Below are 16,865 nucleotides of genomic sequence, written 5' to 3'. Positions count from 1 at the left end.
GAACCTTCTATGCGGGTTTTCCACCAATTTAGCACGGCAAAATCACTTTTTTATTTTACTTTTGTTTTCCGAATCATTTTATAAAGAAGTTTTGGTGACATGCGAGAAACCATCACACCTAGTTTTTCTTTCGCTCCACCAACAATAATATATTCTTGCCCCTGCATTAATGCTTTTACAGATTGCTCTGCAAATACATCTGCCTCTAAACCATTCTCGATAGCCTCATCTTGATGACCTTGAGGTTGCCCAGCACCATTTAGCGCATTGAACGAAACGTTAGTTTTTACAAAACCAGGGAAAATAACTGAAACTTCGACACCTTGATCGGAGACTTCAGCACGTAAACTATTTGCCCACATATGAATTGCCGCTTTAGCAGCCGAATAACTTGCACGGTACTGAGTCCCTAATAAACCCGCTACACTCGACACAAATACAACTCGGCCAGACTTTTGTTTTAGCATGGTCGGCAGCACAGTTTTGGTTAATGCCACTTGAGAGAAATAGTCGACTTCCATAATGGCCCGTTCGGTTGCCATTGTCGTGTCTTTAATTAAAGCACGTTGGCTTAAGCCAGCATTATTGATGAGCCAATCAATACGGCCTTTCGCTTTTAAAATCTGCTTATAAGCTTCGTTTACTTGCTTTTCATCAGTAATATCAGCAACCACTGACAAATGACGGTCAGCGTTTAACAAACCAACACGAACTTCTTCTAATTCTTCAAAACGACGCGAGGTCAAAATTACTTCGGCCCCTTGCAAAGCCAACTCACCTGCTAAGGCCTTACCCAAACCAGAAGATGCACCCGTAATCCATACCACTTTATTTTGCAAAGTATCAAGTTTGGCCATGCTTTATGTTCCTATTATCTTTTTAAATTATGCTGCTTGATGCATGAAGGCCAAAAAGTGGTTTATATAATGAGTTGCTGTGGTCTGATCGACCTGTGTACCTAACTTTTCCAAACGTTTATAGCCTAAATGCGTCGTCATGTTGATCACTCCGTTAAGAGTTTTATCGACAACTAAATTAAATTTTAAACGCTTTTTAGGCTCACGTACTAGGCTTGTTACGCCTAAATCTACAATTTGTATTAAGGTTTCAAAAGCCGCTGTAATACTTTGCATATTACCGTCACAAATTTGCTGCGTAAGGTTTTGAGCTTGTTGTACGAGTTGTAGGGTAACTGGGTAAGTAATATAAACTTGTTGGCCCTGTTCTTTCATTAGAGATGTCATGTAATCAACTAAAGGTAAAAGACGCTCATTTCCAAAAAATGAAACTGACCAAGGCATATATTTTCGAAAAGTCTCTAAAACTTGCTGAACCACTTTTTCAGACTCAGCTTGTTGTTTTGGCGACATGGTTGAACTTCCTGACTGTAAAAGCACAGAAAAAACCTGCTCAATAATTTCACAAGAAAGGTCAGACAACACATCCCCTAAGGGTTTTGCCTGACTTTGACTTACCCCATCATGCAATTTCTGCCGAATGGTCTCGAATTGGGTATAAGTTGAATCGGAAATTTTCAAAAAAACTTCATAACTCATGAGCAACATCCTTTTTCAATTCGTTTGTAATTTTTGTGCCGTGTGTCTACACGATTAAATTGTGATCCATCTTTCATAAATCTACCGTTTTTTGAAAAAAATACAAAACCGTTTATCTGTTTTCAGCACATTAATTTCGAGGCATTTTTTTGCTACAATAGGTGCAATTTTTTATGCATATTCGATCTAAGCTACTATGACTGACGCTCAAACCGCTCAAAATATTGCGACCACATACGATCCAACCGAGATCGAAAAGAAGTGGTACCAAACGTGGGAAGAACAAGGTTACTTCAAACCTTCTGGTCACGGTGAATCATTCTGTATCATGATTCCACCACCAAACGTCACAGGTAGTTTGCACATGGGCCATGGCTTTAACAATGCCATTATGGATGCCCTCACCCGTTATAACCGTATGATGGGTAAAAACACTTTGTGGCAACCGGGTACTGACCATGCTGGTATTGCAACGCAAATGGTTGTTGAGCGTCAACTTGGCTTACAAGGTGTGACTCGTCATGACTTGGGGCGTGATAAGTTCATCGAAAAAGTTTGGGAATGGAAAGAACAATCTGGCGGCACAATTACGAAACAAATTCGTCGCTTAGGTTCATCTGTAGACTGGTCACGTGAACGCTTCACGATGGACGAAGGTTTATCAAACGCAGTTAAAGAAGTATTCGTTCGTTTGCACGAAGACGGTTTAATTTACCGTGGTAAGCGTCTTGTAAACTGGGACCCTAAACTTCAAACTGCTCTTTCTGACCTTGAAGTAGAAAGCAAAGAAGAAAAAGGCTCACTTTGGCACTTTAAATATTTCTTTGAAGACAAATCAGTTAAAACTCAAGATGGCAAAGACTATTTAGTCGTTGCAACAACTCGTCCTGAAACTCTACTTGGTGATACTGCAGTTGCTGTTCACCCTGAAGATGAGCGTTATGCACACCTTGTTGGTAAAAACATTGTATTGCCAATTACTGGTCGTTTAATCCCGATCGTTGCTGACGACTACGTTGAAAAAGACTTCGGTACTGGCTGTGTAAAAATCACGCCTGCTCACGACTTCAATGACTATGACCTAGGTAAACGTAATAGCTTGCCAATCATTAATATCTTCAACAAAAATGCCGAAGTTTTAGGCGAGTTTGAATATATTGCAAAAGCTGGCGAACAAATTTCTAAAACTATTACTGCACCTGCGGAATATGCTGGTTTAGAGCGTTTTGAAGCACGTAAAAAATTAGTTGCTCAAGCTGAAGCTGAAGGCTGGTTAGATCAAATCCAACCGTATGACTTAAAAGCGCCACGTGGCGACCGTTCAGGCGTGATCATTGAGCCATTATTGACTGACCAATGGTACGTAAAAATTGCGCCGCTTGCTGAACCTGCAATTGAAGCAGTTCAAGATGGCCGTATTAAGTTTGTTCCAGAGCAGTACAGCAACATGTACATGGCGTGGATGCGTGACATTCAAGACTGGTGTATTTCACGTCAGCTTTGGTGGGGTCACCGTATTCCAGCTTGGTACGATGCAAATGGCAACATCTATGTTGGCCGTAACGAAGAAGAAGTCCGCGCGAAAAATAACATCGCTGCTGACGTTGAACTTAAACAAGACGAAGACGTTCTTGATACATGGTTCTCATCTGCACTTTGGACTTTCTCAACTTTGGGTTGGACTGGCGACGACAAAAAAGATGAACTAAATGATTTCTTAAAAACCTTCCACCCAACAGATGTGCTGGTGACTGGTTTTGACATCATTTTCTTCTGGGTTGCCCGCATGATCATGATGACCCTACACTTCATGAAAAATGAAGATGGTTCATCGCAAGTTCCATTTAAGACTGTTTACGTTCACGGTTTGGTACGTGATGGTGAAGGTCAAAAAATGTCGAAGTCTAAAGGTAACGTACTTGACCCATTAGACTTGATTGACGGTATTGATTTAGAAAGCTTAGTTGCAAAACGTACGACTGGCCTAATGAACCCGAAAGATGCTGCGAAGATTGAAAAATCAACGCGTAAAGAGTTCCCAGAAGGCATTAATGCTTATGGTACTGACGCAGTTCGTTTCACGTTCTGTGCGCTTGCAAACACGGGGCGTGACATCAAGTTCGACTTAAAACGTGTTGAAGGTTACCGTAACTTCTGTAACAAAATCTGGAACGCGACTCGTTTCGTTCTCATGAATGTTGAAGGTCAAACTGTTGGTACCGACGCTCGCCCTGATCTATGGGAACTTCCAGAACAATGGATTATGAGCCGTCTGCAAAAAGCAGAAGCTGCTGTACATCAAGCGTTCGCAACGTATCGTTTAGACCTTGCTGCTCAAGCGATTTACGACTTTATCTGGAATGAATACTGTGACTGGTACGTTGAGTTAACTAAACCAGTTTTAAACGATGCAGAAGTTTCAGAAGAGCGTAAAGCTGAAGTACGCCGTGTATTGCTTGCTGTAATGGAAGCTTCTTTACGTTTGGCTCATCCGCTTATGCCGTATTTGACAGAAGAAATCTGGCAGACGCTTGCACCAATGCTTGGTCAAGGCGGCCCAACGATTATGACTGCTCAGTACCCTATTCCTGAGCAAGCAAAAATCAATGAACAAGCTGAAGCAGATATGCAATGGCTTCAAGGTTTGATTGGTGCGGTACGTAACATTCGTGGTGAATTAGGCTTAGGTAATGCGCGCTTGTTGCCAGTATTACTTCAAAACACATCTGACGCTGAACGTGAACAAATCATTCGTATTGAAGCATTGTTCAAAGCATTGGCTAAAGTTGAAAGCATTGAGTTCTTGAATAAAGACCAAGAACCGCCTCTGTCTTGCTCTAGCGTTGTTAGTCATGCATCGGTATTTGTACCAATGAAAGGCTTAATTGACCCTAAAGCTGAGCTTGCTCGTTTGCAAAAAGACTTGGATAAAATCCAAAAGCAACACAACCAAATCGCGGGCAAACTTGCAAACGAAGGCTTTGTTTCTAAAGCACCAGCGGCTGTTGTTGAAGGTGAAAAAGCGAAGCTTGCTGAGTTTGCTGCTCAGTTAGAGAAAGTTAAAGCGAATATGGAGCAGATTGCTGCGCTTTAATGCAGTAATTTGTTTCAAAAAATCCCCTCAAATGAGGGGATTTTTTTATTTCCAATATGTTTGGATAATTTCTTTTATCCAATTAAATATAGGAACTATCAATACCACTAACATTTGCTGCCAATATCGCGGACTTTTTGGTTGCTCGTTAATAATGATGATTGAATGAGGTTTAGCAATCTTAGTTCTTTTTTTAGCTTTTGACTTTTTACGCCTAGCCATAAATTCTTTACCTTATAAATAGAATTTTGGACTACACGTTTGAGTTTTAATGATATGTCCCAAACGTGTAAATGAATACAGTTTGGTCATAACTAAAGTCTCAAGCAGAAATAGAGAGATTTTTTTGAATGGAAAAACTACGAGTGGTTATAAAAATAATTGGTAAAAATATTAATAGAAATAATTTAAGAATTAATAAAAGTATACCTGCACTTAATGCACGTTTTTCTAAATTTTTAAGACATACAACCAAGGCTGACTTTGCAATATCTTGTTTAATTTCAGACTCGAAATCAAAATAAGATAAAAGTTCAATTCGTCTAGAATATTTCGAATAAATTTGGTTGCTTAGGTATTCTCGATCTTCAAAAGCCCTAAAACTCCGATCTAAAATATGTGATAAAACTTCTAAGTGCGATAAAACGTCTAAGTAATGTTTTAAAGATCGAACTGGTACACCATCCCTAGCCTGTTTAAGCTGATGGCTTTCTTTCTCTTTCAATCTAGTACTTCTATAAGAAATCCAAGATTGTCTGAAACTTATAGCTCTTTCCAAGTTTAATATTCTCCAAGTTTAAAAAAATTAAAGTTAAAGTATAAACTCCCTATATTGTTATCAGGTTAAACAATAAATACTATATATAGGAAAATCAATTTTCAAAATTATACATGGAATCTCTTCCACTCTACCTGAGAGAGTTAAACTAAAGCACCCCATGCTCCAACAACATCTCCACCCCACTTACCTTTTTCATATGCTTTAAACGCTCCTTTTCCCATTTCACCTGCTGCTTTAACTCAGCACAATCAGCATCGACAGCTTTATAAACATCACTAATATGCACATGCTCTGCTTTCACATTCTTGGCTAACTGAAAAGAATCTAAAATCTCAGCTATTTGACTTTCAAGCTGCTGACTTTGTGCATCTAAAGCAAGTTTATAAAACCGCAACTGCTCGGCAGATAATTCTTTAGCACCTAGCCCTTTATTCTGCTCAAGCTGTAGCTGGAGTTTGAGTAAATAAAACAAATCCTGTTTTTCATAGGCCTGACTTGCTTGTTGGAACAACTCAGTTTTTTCTTCTTTTTTGGTTTCATCTTGCTCACGGTCTGGGTGAATCATCGCGGCAATTTTTAAATAAACTGTTTTAAGTGACTGCGCTGCCATTTGCTCAGCTTGTTCACGTTTCTGTTGCTGTCTTTCCTGTTTGGCTTGCTCCCGCGCTTGTTGTTGCTCGGCTGCATATTGTTCAAAGTCTTCTTCTAACTTTAAACTTTGATCAGCACTTTCTTCATATCCAAATTCTATTGGTTGAGCTTTTTTATTCTTTCTTGCTGACTCTTGTACATGTTGCTGATAAAAGGTATCGATTTGCTTCACCAACTCTAACTGTTCAGCAGAAAGCATTTTGGAGCGCTTCAACATTTGTGCAAGCTGAGCAATTTTTTCATCTAGTTGTTGCATATCCGCTTTGGAAAAATCATGGCTATGCAACATATTCCAGAGTTGCTCTAGCTGCTGAAATAGCACTTCATGTAAATCGCTATACACAGGCATCAGTTTTTGACGTATGTGCTGTTGAATCTCAGCTTGCGCATTTTGCCATGTGCTAAGGCTAACTTTTTGCTGCTCTATTTTATCAATCAGGCGATTAAGTTTTTTCTGCTGTGCAGACGGCTCAGACCTTTGCTGTAAGCTCACTTTGAGATCAAAGGACATACTCATCCACCTGAAAAAGAAAAAGTGTAGCAATAATCAGATAAGGAAGGTAGCAAAGCATTCTTTAAGTCAGAATCGGCTTATTAATTTTTAGAAAATAGAAGGTGACTTATCTAAGTTATAACCTAAGAGATCCACCAAATCACTAATGGCAAGGTCACGGCAGCACATAAAGTTTGAAAGCTAATCACGGCTGCCATGAGTTGGCTGTCGCCACCCAAAACCTTAGTTAAAATGTATGAAGCAGAGGCTGTCGGTAGTGCAAAGAAAATCACTAAAATTTGTGTTTGTAGGCTTGGTAAACCAAACCACATGCAGATCATATAAGCCAAGGCAGGCACTGCTAAAAGTCGTGCAAAAGTGTCTGCCGCCAATATCACAATGTCTTTTTTAATTTGCATAAACTGTAAAGCTGCACCCACACATAACAGACCCAGTGGCAAACTCGACACTGAAAAAAGCTTAATAAAGCTAGAAAATCCTTCCCAAATCGGGATGTGAAGTGCATTGACTGCCGCTCCCACCACACACGATGCAATTAACGGGTTTTTAAGGAGCGCAATCAAAACAGGTTTAATTGCCATGTGTTCTTTAGAGGTTAAAGCAAGTACCGAAATAACGTTCACAAGTGGAATGCAAAGCGCCAATAAAATCGCCAGTATTGCCATTCCTTCACTTTTAAAAAGCGAAGTCACTAAAGCCAAACCAATATAAGTATTAAAGCGAACCATACTTTGTACGTGTACACCAAAGCGTGCGGGCGGTATGTGCCAAAACACGCGAAGTAGGTACAAGAAAATGGTGACTGCCAAAACCACAATCAACATGGCAATAATGGCTGTACTCAAGCTTTGTAAGTCAATTTTCGCAGTCGATAGCGTACTAAAAAGCAAAGCGGGAAATAAAATATAGTAATTGAGCTTCTCTGCCCCAGCCCAAAACTCATCGCTAAAAAAACGATATTTTTTAAACAGGTATCCCGATGCAATTAATGCAACTAAGGGAAAAAGAGATAAAACAATGCTATTCATTTCTTTACTCGAGTTTGGTTGAAGGGCTTGCTATTTTTTGGCAATTCCTTTGGCTTACTCATATATTAAAGATAATGAAAACTCATGATAAAATGAGTTTTTACTCATAATAAGTACAACATGACATTTACCCAGCTTGAAATTTTCGCACTTATTGCTGAACTAAAAAGCTTTACTGCTACAGCAGAAAAGCTGGGAATTTCACAGTCGGCAGTTTCTCATGCGCTTAAGTCATTAGAACAACAATGGGGGATTAACCTCATTTCAAGAACTCAAAGTGATATTGAGCTGACTACAACAGGTCAGCAGTTACTCACTCATGTAAAAGAGCTATTGAGTATTTCCAATACATTAGAAAAAGAAGTGGCTGCGATCCATGGATTAAATGAAGGCACATTACATATCGGATCTTTTGGGGCTTCATCATCCATTTATCTATTGCCTGAAATTTTAGAAGCCTTTCGGCAGCGCTACCCTAAAATCGAAATTTATATTGATGAAGGTGAAGATAAAGAAGTTGCCCAGTGGTTATTGGAACGGCGCATCGAGGTTGGTTTTTTGATTATGCCAGATGAGCGATTCGATACATTCCCCTTAATTGAAGACCGTTTTGTTGCCCTAATTCCAAATGGTTACCCACTCGCAGAGCAGCTTTACATTGATCCAGCACAGCTAGAAAACTGCCCTTTTATTATGACGATGGCTGGTAGTCGACATCAGGTCGAATTAATTTTAAAAAACTTTAATGTAAAACCAGACATCAAATTTTATGTGTCACAAATTTTAAGTATCGTCAGCATGGTTCACAATCAATTAGGGGTGTCCATTGTGTCTGATATGGTCATCACCAAAGAGTTACTCTCACTTTATCCAAATGTAGTTAAGCGCCCTTTTAAACCGAACCTTAAACGTTCTATTGGTCTTGCAGTAAAAAACAAAAAACATATCAGTCCAGCCGTAAAGGCATTTATTGAAGTCGCACAATCAGTTTGGTCAGATCATTAAGAATATGAACGATTCTTTTTAAACTTTAATAACGAACTCTTTCAGGTCAATTTATCAGCACATTAGATGACTTGTAACGTAAAAAGCGCCATAAATGTCCCATGCTGACCAAATCGGCGCACCATTTATCGCCAAAAACCACTTTTCTAATTCAAATTGGTGCACTTATTGCATATTCACTTTTATGCAATTGAGTTTGTTTCGACAAACTTAGGTTTTTAGATTCCTTAAATCTATTTTGGTGCAATTTACAGACCCAGATTTGTTCCAAAATGGAATTTAGCACTTTTTTCGAGCATGCTATGCAAAATGTAGATCTATTTTTCTTATTACTTGGTGCAGTTTTGGTTCTTGCCATGCACGCAGGTTTTGCATTCTTGGAACTTGGTACGGTTCGCCATAAAAATCAGGTGAACGCACTAAGTAAAATTCTGACTGACTTTGCCCTCTCTGCAATCGCATATTTCTTTGTTGGCTACTACATTTCTTATGGCCAGCATTTTTTCCACGATGGCACAAGCCTCGCGAGTGATCATGGCTACAACCTCATGCGTTGTTTCTTTTTACTCACATTTGCTGCGGCAATTCCTGCCATTATTTCGGGTGGTATTGCTGAACGTGCAAAAATGCGTTCACAAGCGATTGCAACACTCGCTTTAGTTGCGCTGGTTTATCCATTTTTCGAAGGGATGGTCTGGAATGGCAACTACGGTCTGCAAAAGTGGTTAGAAACCACCTTTGGTGCAGCTTTTCATGACTTTGCCGGTTCAGTCGTGGTACATGCGATGGGTGGTTGGATTGCACTTGCTGCCGTGATTTTATTGGGTGCACGTTCTGGTCGTTATAAGAAGGATGGTCGTGTAAGTGCTCATCCGCCATCTTCTATTCCATTTTTGGCGCTTGGTTCATGGATTTTAATTGTAGGCTGGTTTGGCTTTAACGTGATGAGTGCGCAACGTGTTGATGCAATTTCTGGTCTGGTTGCCATTAACTCGCTCATGGCAATGGTCGGCGGCACCATTACAGCAAATGCGATTGGGAAAAATGACCCTGGTTTCTTACACAACGGCCCACTTGCAGGCTTAGTTGCAATCTGTGCGGGTTCTGACATTGTTCATCCAGTCAGTGCGCTTGTGATTGGTGGTGCAGCTGGTGCAATGTTTGTGTACCTATTTACCTACACACAAAACAAGCTCAAGGTTGATGATGTGTTGGGTGTATGGCCTTTACATGGCGTATGCGGCGCATTTGGTGGTATTGCAGTGGGTTTATTTGGTCAAAAATGGCTTGGTGGTTTAGGCGGTGTATCTTTTGCTTCACAGCTCATTGGTACAGTACTTGCGATTGCTATTGCGCTCGCTGGCGGCTTTATTGTTTATGGTTTACTTAAAGCAACTATTGGCATTCGTTTATCTCAAGAAGATGAGTTTAGGGGTGCAGATTTATCCATTCACAAAATTTCTGCAAACTCTGAAGAAGGTATGTTTTAATTTTGTATAGGCACGACAGAGTCTTTTCTTCTGTAATAGCAAATAACATCAGTCAATTACGTTACTTTTGTTTCGGCATGAGTAGCGTCTAAAGCTACGCAAGACCAAAACCATTTCCATTCACAAAACCTGTTCCCTATTGATTACTATCCAAATAATTTGCAAAAACTTTAAACTTCTTATGCTCAACAGGTTGTGAATGGATATATCCATTCATCATTTTGATCACGAAATTAAATTTAGTTTAAGAACAATTTAAGTTTTATTTTATGTAATGCCTTCAACTCACATTTAAATTGATGTTGCATGGCAATGAATCAACAAAAACAATTTTTCCAACTTCAGCTTATTTTTCTTGTCCTTAGTTTTTTTATACTTTTATTCATATTTCCAGTGGGTGGGAACATTGATATGTACTTCATTCACCCTTGGATGGATTCAACGGGTCATTTCTTTAATCGAGACAATTGGTACCTTGTCAGGGTTAACCATGAAATCGTAAAACAAATTATAACCACTGTTTATGTCATATTTTTAAGTCTATGGATTGCATCATTCAAAGTAGAAAAATTGAAGCTTTATCGCTGGCAATATGGCTATATGTTTTTTGTGAGCATGATTGGTAGCGGTGTAGTTGGCCTATTAAAATCACAATCTGCTCACGCTTGCCCTTGGAATATGGTTCATCCGACTGCTTTAAGTTATGTGTGGGACTTTACCTCTACGCATGGTCATTGCTTTCCAGGTGGTCACGCAAGTGCAGGCTTTATTTTAATGACAGGCTTTTTTGTTTATCGCCTTGAACAGCCTAAACGTGCCTATTTTTATCTCATCGCTGGCATCATCTTAGGCTTTCTAATGGGCTGGGGACAAATGATGCGTGGCGCCCATTTCCTTAGTCACAATTTATGGACTGGCTGGGTCGTTTGGGCAGTGAATATCTTATTTTATAGAATTTGTGTTCACCGCTTTGAGTTTGAAAAACGAATCAAACAAGAACTTGCTTAAATCAAGTTCTTGCTTCATGAATATGTAGAGCTTTTGGCAGTTTAACTAAAACAGAGAGTCCGCCAAGCTCTAAGCTTCGATCGAGCGTCAAAGTTCCACCTAAACGCTGAGTCGCTCGGTCAACAATTGATAAACCTAAACCACTACCCACTTCTAGATGGTGGTGTACACGATAAAAACGTTTTAAAACTTTATCGTAATGTTCAGGGTCAATCCCTGCACCACTATCTTCAATTTGTATACACGCATCGCCATCTGTAGCAGTAAAGACTGAAATATTAATCATTCCTTCATGAGGCGTGTATTTGATTGCATTATCAATTAAGTTAAAAATAATTGAGTGTACTGTTGGCTCAATACTATGCATTTCAATCGGTTCGTTACGGACAAAACCTAGGTCAATATCTTTTTGCATAGCTAAATTAACCAGCTGTTCAACACAATTTAAAGCGACATCATTGAGTTGAAAAGTCTTCGTCGGTTCAATCACACTTAAAGAGACATCTTGCTTAGCCAAAGCCAAGAGCTGTGTGACCAAATGCTGAATACGTGCTAATCCTTTACTCAAATTTTGCAAAGACTCGTGTTCAGGAAGCTGACTGATTAGAATTTTCGTTTGCAAATTTAGAGCTGTAACTGGGGTTCGAAGTTCATGTGCAGCATCGGCAATAAACTGTTTCTGTTCCATTTGAGCCTTTGATATACGCTCAAATAAACGGTTCATTTCATCAATAGTTGGCAATAACTCTTGCGGGTAGTCCGCAACTTCAATAGGTGTCAGTTCTTCAGAATCACGATGAGTTAGTTCATTCTTAAAGTCATCTATTGGCTTTAGCCCTCGACGGATAATTGCTGCTAGAGCAAAAATCGCAAATGGCAAAATAATTAAATATGGAATGAACATACTTCCAGCAAGTTCCCAAGCAAAAGCTTCACGAACCCGCTCTTGTTGACTGACCTGAATCTGGTAATCTTTTAAAGGTAAAATATAAGTTCGCACTACACCTTGGCTGGTTTTATGTGAATAAAAACCAGCTTGTGTAACTGGTGCAACCAACAGATGTAAATGGTGAGATAAATGAGCCTGATCTTTATAAGCCCAAATATCTACAAATAGATCTTCTTCATGATAAGTCTTATGAAAATCAAACTTACTACTTACCGTTTTCAATGGATATTCAGCTGTTCGTTCTGCTAAATATTGCATTTGAGTATCTAAAATTTCATCAACTTCTTGAAGTGCAACCTTATAAGCACTAAAAATTAATATACAACCTAAGATGACACTGAAAATTGAGGTGCCCCAAATCAGTCGTTTTTTTAATGAATAATGCACTTTTATAAAGTTCCAAAATTGAAGCGAGGATTACCCTAAACGGTAACCCAACCCTCGAATAGTTCGAATAAAGTCTTTTCCAAGTTTAGCTCTCAAGTGATGCACATATACTTCAATCGTATTACTGGTCACTTCACTATCAAAATCATATAACTTATCTTCAAGATTTGCTTTAGAAAAGATTTTATTTGGGTGGCTCATTAAAGGAATAAGAATCGCCCATTCACGGTTCGACAAATCAATCCGCTGACCTTTAAAGGTTGCAATATGTTGTTCAACATTTAAAACCAGATCGCCATTTTGTAAAAGTTGCTCATGGTTCGTAAGCTGAGCTTCTACTCCTGTACGGCGCAATAGTGCATGAATACGGGCAAGTAACTCATCGAACTCGTATGGTTTAATTAAGTAATCATCTGCCCCGTGGTTTAATCCATCTACACGGTTTTGTAACTGGTCTCGTGCCGAAATAATTAAAACCGGAGTGACAGCTCTTTGACGGATTTGCTTTAAAACCTGCATGCCATCCATCATGGGCAAACCTAAGTCTAATAAAATGATATCAAACTTATTTTTGGCCAATTGAGCTAGACCATCTAAGCCATTATTGACCCACTCCACCTCAAATTGATGATATTGCAGCAACGTTATTGTTGACTCTGCAATCATAAAATCATCTTCAATCATCAAGATTTTTGTCATGTTCTAGGCTCGCTTTAATTCACATGGGCACAAGAGTGCAGCATATCCAGTTGAGGGTTGATGACCTGAGTTTTTACATCTAACAAACTTAATAAGCTTGGGAATAAATTATCCTGACTTAACTTTTGTTTCGTTTGTTGGCCTAAACAACTCACTTGTGCAAGATTGTGCTGCTTCCATTTATCAGAGAACCACATAATCATTGGTACATGTGTTTGTTGACTCGGTGCGATTGCATAAGGTGAACCATGTAAATATAAACCATGTTCACCAGTTGATTCACCATGATCAGATAAATACCATAAACCTGTTTGATATTTCGATACTTCTTTTAAATTATTAATCATCTGACTTAACACATGATCTGTATATACAATCGTGTCATCATAACTATTTAATAACTCTGTTTGAGAGCAGCCCTGTATCGCATTAGTATCACAAGTCGGTTTAAATGGTTGATATGCATCAGGTGCACGCTTGTAATAAGCTGGGCCATGACTTCCGACTTGATGTAAAACAATTAAACGTGGACGTGTATCTTCTTTAGGAATAGTGGCTAAATACTCATTTAAGCTATCAATTAAAATATCATCAAAGCATTCGCCATCTTTACACCATTTTTGCTTTAACTTTTCTGAAATTTGATATTGCTCAACCCGATCACATGCGCCTTTACAACCAGAATTGTTATCAATCCAAGTCACCTGATAACCCGCACGCTTTGCAATATCCAACAAGCCTTCACGATGACTTGCTAATTGCTCATCATAGTCAACACGTGGCATGCCAGAGAACATACATGGAACTGAAACAGCGGTTGCTGTACCACATGAACTTACTTGAGAAAAATTCAAAATATCTTGTTTAGAAAGCTCTGGATTCGTGTTTTTGGCATAACCATTGAGTGAAAAACTTTCCGCACGAGCTGTCTCACCAACAACCAGCACCATTAATTTAGGCAGGTTCTTTTGTACTGACTGGACCTGATGAGCATCTTCACCATATTTCACAAGAGGAAGATTTTTCTTAGGTGCCTTTTTATGATAATAAGACATTAAAGAAGAAATAGTGTTTTGAGGAGAAATCATGCCTTTTAAATCACGATGCTCTCTAAATATTGCTGCAAAATCCACATAATATGTAAAAAGCAGAATACCAACAATTGCAAAAGAAGCGATAATTGAACCGACTTTTTTCAACAATAAATGGGATACTTTTTCTCTTTTAAACTTTACTTGAGTAATTAAAATAATAGGTAAAACAACAAAGAAAACGGTCCAAAGTCCAAAGCGTAATGAAACTAAATCAGAAACTTCAGATACATCTGTTTGTATCATATTTTGAATCTGATCAGGCGAGATGATTACACCTAACGTATTTACAAAATAAGAGCTAAACCCACCAATAAAGACCAACAAAATTGCAAAAAGTTTGGCCGTCCATTTCCAGTTTAAAATTTGTAAAAGCGCATAATACGCAGCAACAACAATAATCACTGTAGCAGCTAAAAATAGAATAGCCTTTACTCCAAAATATGGAGTTAAAAGATGTACTTTGTTATAAAAACCAATATTTAAAACTGCACCTAACCAAATGGCTATAATGAAATTAAACATAAACAGTGAAATCTGTTTATTCTTTAAGGTAGAAAAAAAATTCAGCATCTTGGGGGAACTACAATCTTTTTATGATGCTTTACTGTAGAAATTGAAACTTAAAAATGACTTAAATAAAAAATGATCTAATACATAAATCTTAAAAAATACTTATTTCAAAATTTTTCCAACAAAAAGACGAGGTTAAGTTTAACCCCGTCTTTTTTGACTTTTAACTAGATATTGCTCTTAGAAACTATATTTAGCCATTAAACCAACACGGTTATCTTTGTAAGACTTACCATCAAATGTGTCACGCTTACCGTTAACGTATTCAACACCTAAATCAATTGGTTTAACTGGTGTATAAATCACGTTAAGCCATGCTTGTTGAACTTTTTCATTCCCTGCTGCATAGGCTTTAGCATAATCAGTACCATCATCAGCGAATTGAGCACCATATGCTAGTGTAGAACGTAAGTTAGGTAAGATCTTATATGTTCCACCCACTTGTACTGCTACAAATTTATTTTGCTCGATATCACCATCTACTACGGTATAAGCCTTGTTGCTACCATATAAATAATTACTATTACCTACCACATAAGATGCATCAGCAAAGAGTTTTAAAGGATCTGATACTTTAAAGTCAGTACCAACCGCAACACCCCAACCTGTTTGGTTGTCACTACCAGCTTTAGATTTATAGTTTTCAACTAATGCACGAGCTGAAGCAGAACCCTTACCATCTGCATAACCTTGAGTAATTTTAGCAGTTAATACTGGTAAGCTATATTTAATACTGTCATTTACCCAAGCACCATCTGCATCTTTTTTACCAGTGAGACCAGTGCTATCGCCTTTTTCAGCAGCTACAAACAATTGTGTTGTTGGTCCTAGTTTGTAGTTATAGCGTACTTGTGGAACGCGAGTAGTACCACCACCAATGTTTGTCGAGAAATCGATCATTTCTGGTGCATGATTAGCCAAGAAGTTTGAAGTCGTTTGACCAAATAACCAGTTATTATATGTTACATAAGCATGGCGAACACGCAATGAACCGTTTGAGTCTGTTGTGGAACCAGCAAAGTCGACTTCGAGTTTACCACCGACTTTGGCATCATTTACTGGAGCAGTAAAATCTAAACCAAGACGTGTTGTTTTAGCAGTTGCACGAATTTTATCAGTTGCTTCGCCTTTTGATTCAGCTACTTTACCAAAGTCGTTATCCGCACCTTCAATAATATAGTTAGCATCGCCACGAACAAAACCATATAGGTTCACATCAGCGCCAGCTTTAGATTTAAATCCTGCTAAAGGTGAAACTGGTGCAGCAACTGGTTGCGCCTTAACTTCAGCGAGTTGAACTTGTTGTTGTTGCTGTACTTGCTGCTGTTGTTGCTGCACTTGGCTTTGTTGTTGAATTAAAGCTTTTAAAGCCTCAACTTCTTTACGAAGCTGTTGAATTTCCGCTTTGTCGGAAGTCGCAGCATGTGCCCCACTCATCATTAAAGCTGTAACTGTAAGCGCTAAACTTTTAACAACGAAAGATTTACGATTAAGGAATAGATCCATCAAAAACTCCAAAAATATATTTTATGTTGCCTATCCATGCCAAGTTGATTTACGCCATTAAATTAAGGGGCTAAAAAATCAACTCTCCTCCACTTTGGTTACATTAATTTTATTACCGCAACCAAAACCAATTTCAACGTTATGCAAGACCAAAACCAATAACCAAAGACATAAAAAACATACTTTGACTTACAGATTTTTACCCTAACTTCATGTTGTAACGAATCCTACACAACTCTCTTATCTTATAGAATGATTAAATCGTTATTTCATTATTCTTTTTTAGACTTTAGGCTAATATCCAATCTACTTGAACATTTTTCTACCCATTTTAATTGATTCACATGATTTTTCTTGTTAACGAAATCCATTTTTACTCCAGTTAGCTTCCATTTGCTACCCAAACAAGATGGCACAATTAATAGAGCATTTAAATAGCTAAAAACATACATTTTTAGAAACATAGACAAAGGTAGTAGATAATGACTAGATCATTCCTTAATCGATATTAAATTTCTTTATTTCATTTAGTT

The 16,865-nt window shown here is 38.3% G+C and carries 13 protein-coding genes and 2 pseudogenes; 4 read left to right on the top strand and 11 right to left on the bottom strand.

The window, feature by feature from the left end:
* Nucleotides 1-50: 50 nt before the first annotated feature.
* Nucleotides 51-857, bottom strand: coding sequence for an SDR family NAD(P)-dependent oxidoreductase (locus tag F968_RS01025; protein ID WP_004789363.1), 807 nt, complete (start codon nucleotides 855-857; stop codon nucleotides 51-53).
* Nucleotides 858-884: 27 nt separating this feature from the next.
* Nucleotides 885-1,556 carry a hypothetical protein gene (locus F968_RS01020; protein WP_004789361.1) on the bottom strand — a complete coding sequence of 224 codons (672 nt, stop codon included), beginning with the start codon at nucleotides 1,554-1,556 and terminating at the stop codon, nucleotides 885-887.
* A 196-nt stretch (nucleotides 1,557-1,752) separates the two neighbouring features.
* Between F968_RS01020 and F968_RS01015 the strand changes: the two genes are divergently transcribed.
* Complete coding sequence (locus tag F968_RS01015) at nucleotides 1,753-4,650, top strand: valine--tRNA ligase (protein ID WP_004789358.1); 2,898 nt, start codon at nucleotides 1,753-1,755, stop codon at nucleotides 4,648-4,650.
* A gap of 322 nt (nucleotides 4,651-4,972) precedes the next feature.
* On the opposite strand, the gene F968_RS01010 is transcribed toward F968_RS01015, so the two are convergent.
* The 3 genes from F968_RS01010 to F968_RS01000 form a co-directional block, all read right to left on the bottom strand.
* Nucleotides 4,973-5,374, bottom strand: a complete 402-nt coding sequence (locus F968_RS01010) for a hypothetical protein (RefSeq protein WP_034596031.1) — start codon at nucleotides 5,372-5,374, stop codon at nucleotides 4,973-4,975.
* Nucleotides 5,375-5,576: 202 nt separating this feature from the next.
* The gene (locus F968_RS01005) at nucleotides 5,577-6,593 is read right to left on the bottom strand and encodes a hypothetical protein (protein WP_004789355.1); all 1,017 of its coding nucleotides are present in this window, start codon (nucleotides 6,591-6,593) and stop codon (nucleotides 5,577-5,579) included.
* Nucleotides 6,594-6,718: 125 nt separating this feature from the next.
* Nucleotides 6,719-7,624, bottom strand: a complete 906-nt coding sequence (locus F968_RS01000; RefSeq protein ID WP_004789353.1) for an AEC family transporter — start codon at nucleotides 7,622-7,624, stop codon at nucleotides 6,719-6,721.
* Nucleotides 7,625-7,744: 120 nt separating this feature from the next.
* On the opposite strand from F968_RS01000, the gene F968_RS00995 reads away from it, so the two are divergent.
* Nucleotides 7,745-8,629, top strand: a complete 885-nt coding sequence (locus F968_RS00995; RefSeq protein ID WP_004789352.1) for a LysR family transcriptional regulator — start codon at nucleotides 7,745-7,747, stop codon at nucleotides 8,627-8,629.
* Between the two features lie 302 nt (nucleotides 8,630-8,931).
* On the top strand, nucleotides 8,932-10,119 hold the full coding sequence (locus tag F968_RS00990; protein WP_004789350.1) for an ammonium transporter: 1,188 nt from the start codon (nucleotides 8,932-8,934) through the stop codon (nucleotides 10,117-10,119).
* 139 nt (nucleotides 10,120-10,258) lie between these two features.
* Here the strand turns inward: F968_RS00990 and F968_RS20180 are convergent.
* Nucleotides 10,259-10,339, bottom strand: a pseudogene (locus tag F968_RS20180) (hypothetical protein); the annotation flags it as partial.
* Between the two features lie 79 nt (nucleotides 10,340-10,418).
* On the opposite strand from F968_RS20180, the pseudogene F968_RS00985 reads away from it, so the two are divergent.
* Nucleotides 10,419-11,127: pseudogene (locus F968_RS00985) on the top strand (phosphatase PAP2 family protein).
* Nucleotide 11,128: 1 nt separating this feature from the next.
* Here the strand turns inward: F968_RS00985 and F968_RS00980 are convergent.
* The 5 genes from F968_RS00980 to F968_RS00960 all read right to left on the bottom strand — a co-directional run bounded on the left by F968_RS00980 (nucleotide 11,129) and on the right by F968_RS00960 (nucleotide 16,796).
* On the bottom strand, nucleotides 11,129-12,463 hold the full coding sequence (locus tag F968_RS00980) for a two-component system sensor histidine kinase PmrB (RefSeq protein ID WP_004789348.1): 1,335 nt from the start codon (nucleotides 12,461-12,463) through the stop codon (nucleotides 11,129-11,131).
* Between the two features lie 30 nt (nucleotides 12,464-12,493).
* Complete coding sequence (locus tag F968_RS00975; RefSeq protein ID WP_004789346.1) at nucleotides 12,494-13,162, bottom strand: DNA-binding response regulator PmrA; 669 nt, start codon at nucleotides 13,160-13,162, stop codon at nucleotides 12,494-12,496.
* Between the two features lie 14 nt (nucleotides 13,163-13,176).
* Nucleotides 13,177-14,826, bottom strand: coding sequence for a phosphoethanolamine transferase (locus F968_RS00970; RefSeq protein WP_004789345.1), 1,650 nt, complete (start codon nucleotides 14,824-14,826; stop codon nucleotides 13,177-13,179).
* Nucleotides 14,827-15,006: 180 nt separating this feature from the next.
* The gene (locus F968_RS00965) at nucleotides 15,007-16,332 is read right to left on the bottom strand and encodes a DcaP family trimeric outer membrane transporter (protein ID WP_004789344.1); all 1,326 of its coding nucleotides are present in this window, start codon (nucleotides 16,330-16,332) and stop codon (nucleotides 15,007-15,009) included.
* A 272-nt stretch (nucleotides 16,333-16,604) separates the two neighbouring features.
* Nucleotides 16,605-16,796: a hypothetical protein gene (locus F968_RS00960; RefSeq protein ID WP_034591627.1), complete on the bottom strand. Its 192-nt coding sequence runs from the start codon at nucleotides 16,794-16,796 to the stop codon at nucleotides 16,605-16,607.
* Between the last annotated feature and the right edge of the window lie 69 nt (nucleotides 16,797-16,865).

The sequence above is a fragment of the Acinetobacter sp. NIPH 817 genome (genome assembly GCF_000368405.1).
Classification (GTDB): domain Bacteria; phylum Pseudomonadota; class Gammaproteobacteria; order Pseudomonadales; family Moraxellaceae; genus Acinetobacter.
The sequence above is the reverse complement of the archived record's forward strand: the minus strand, read 5'-3'. Positions and strand labels throughout refer to the sequence as shown.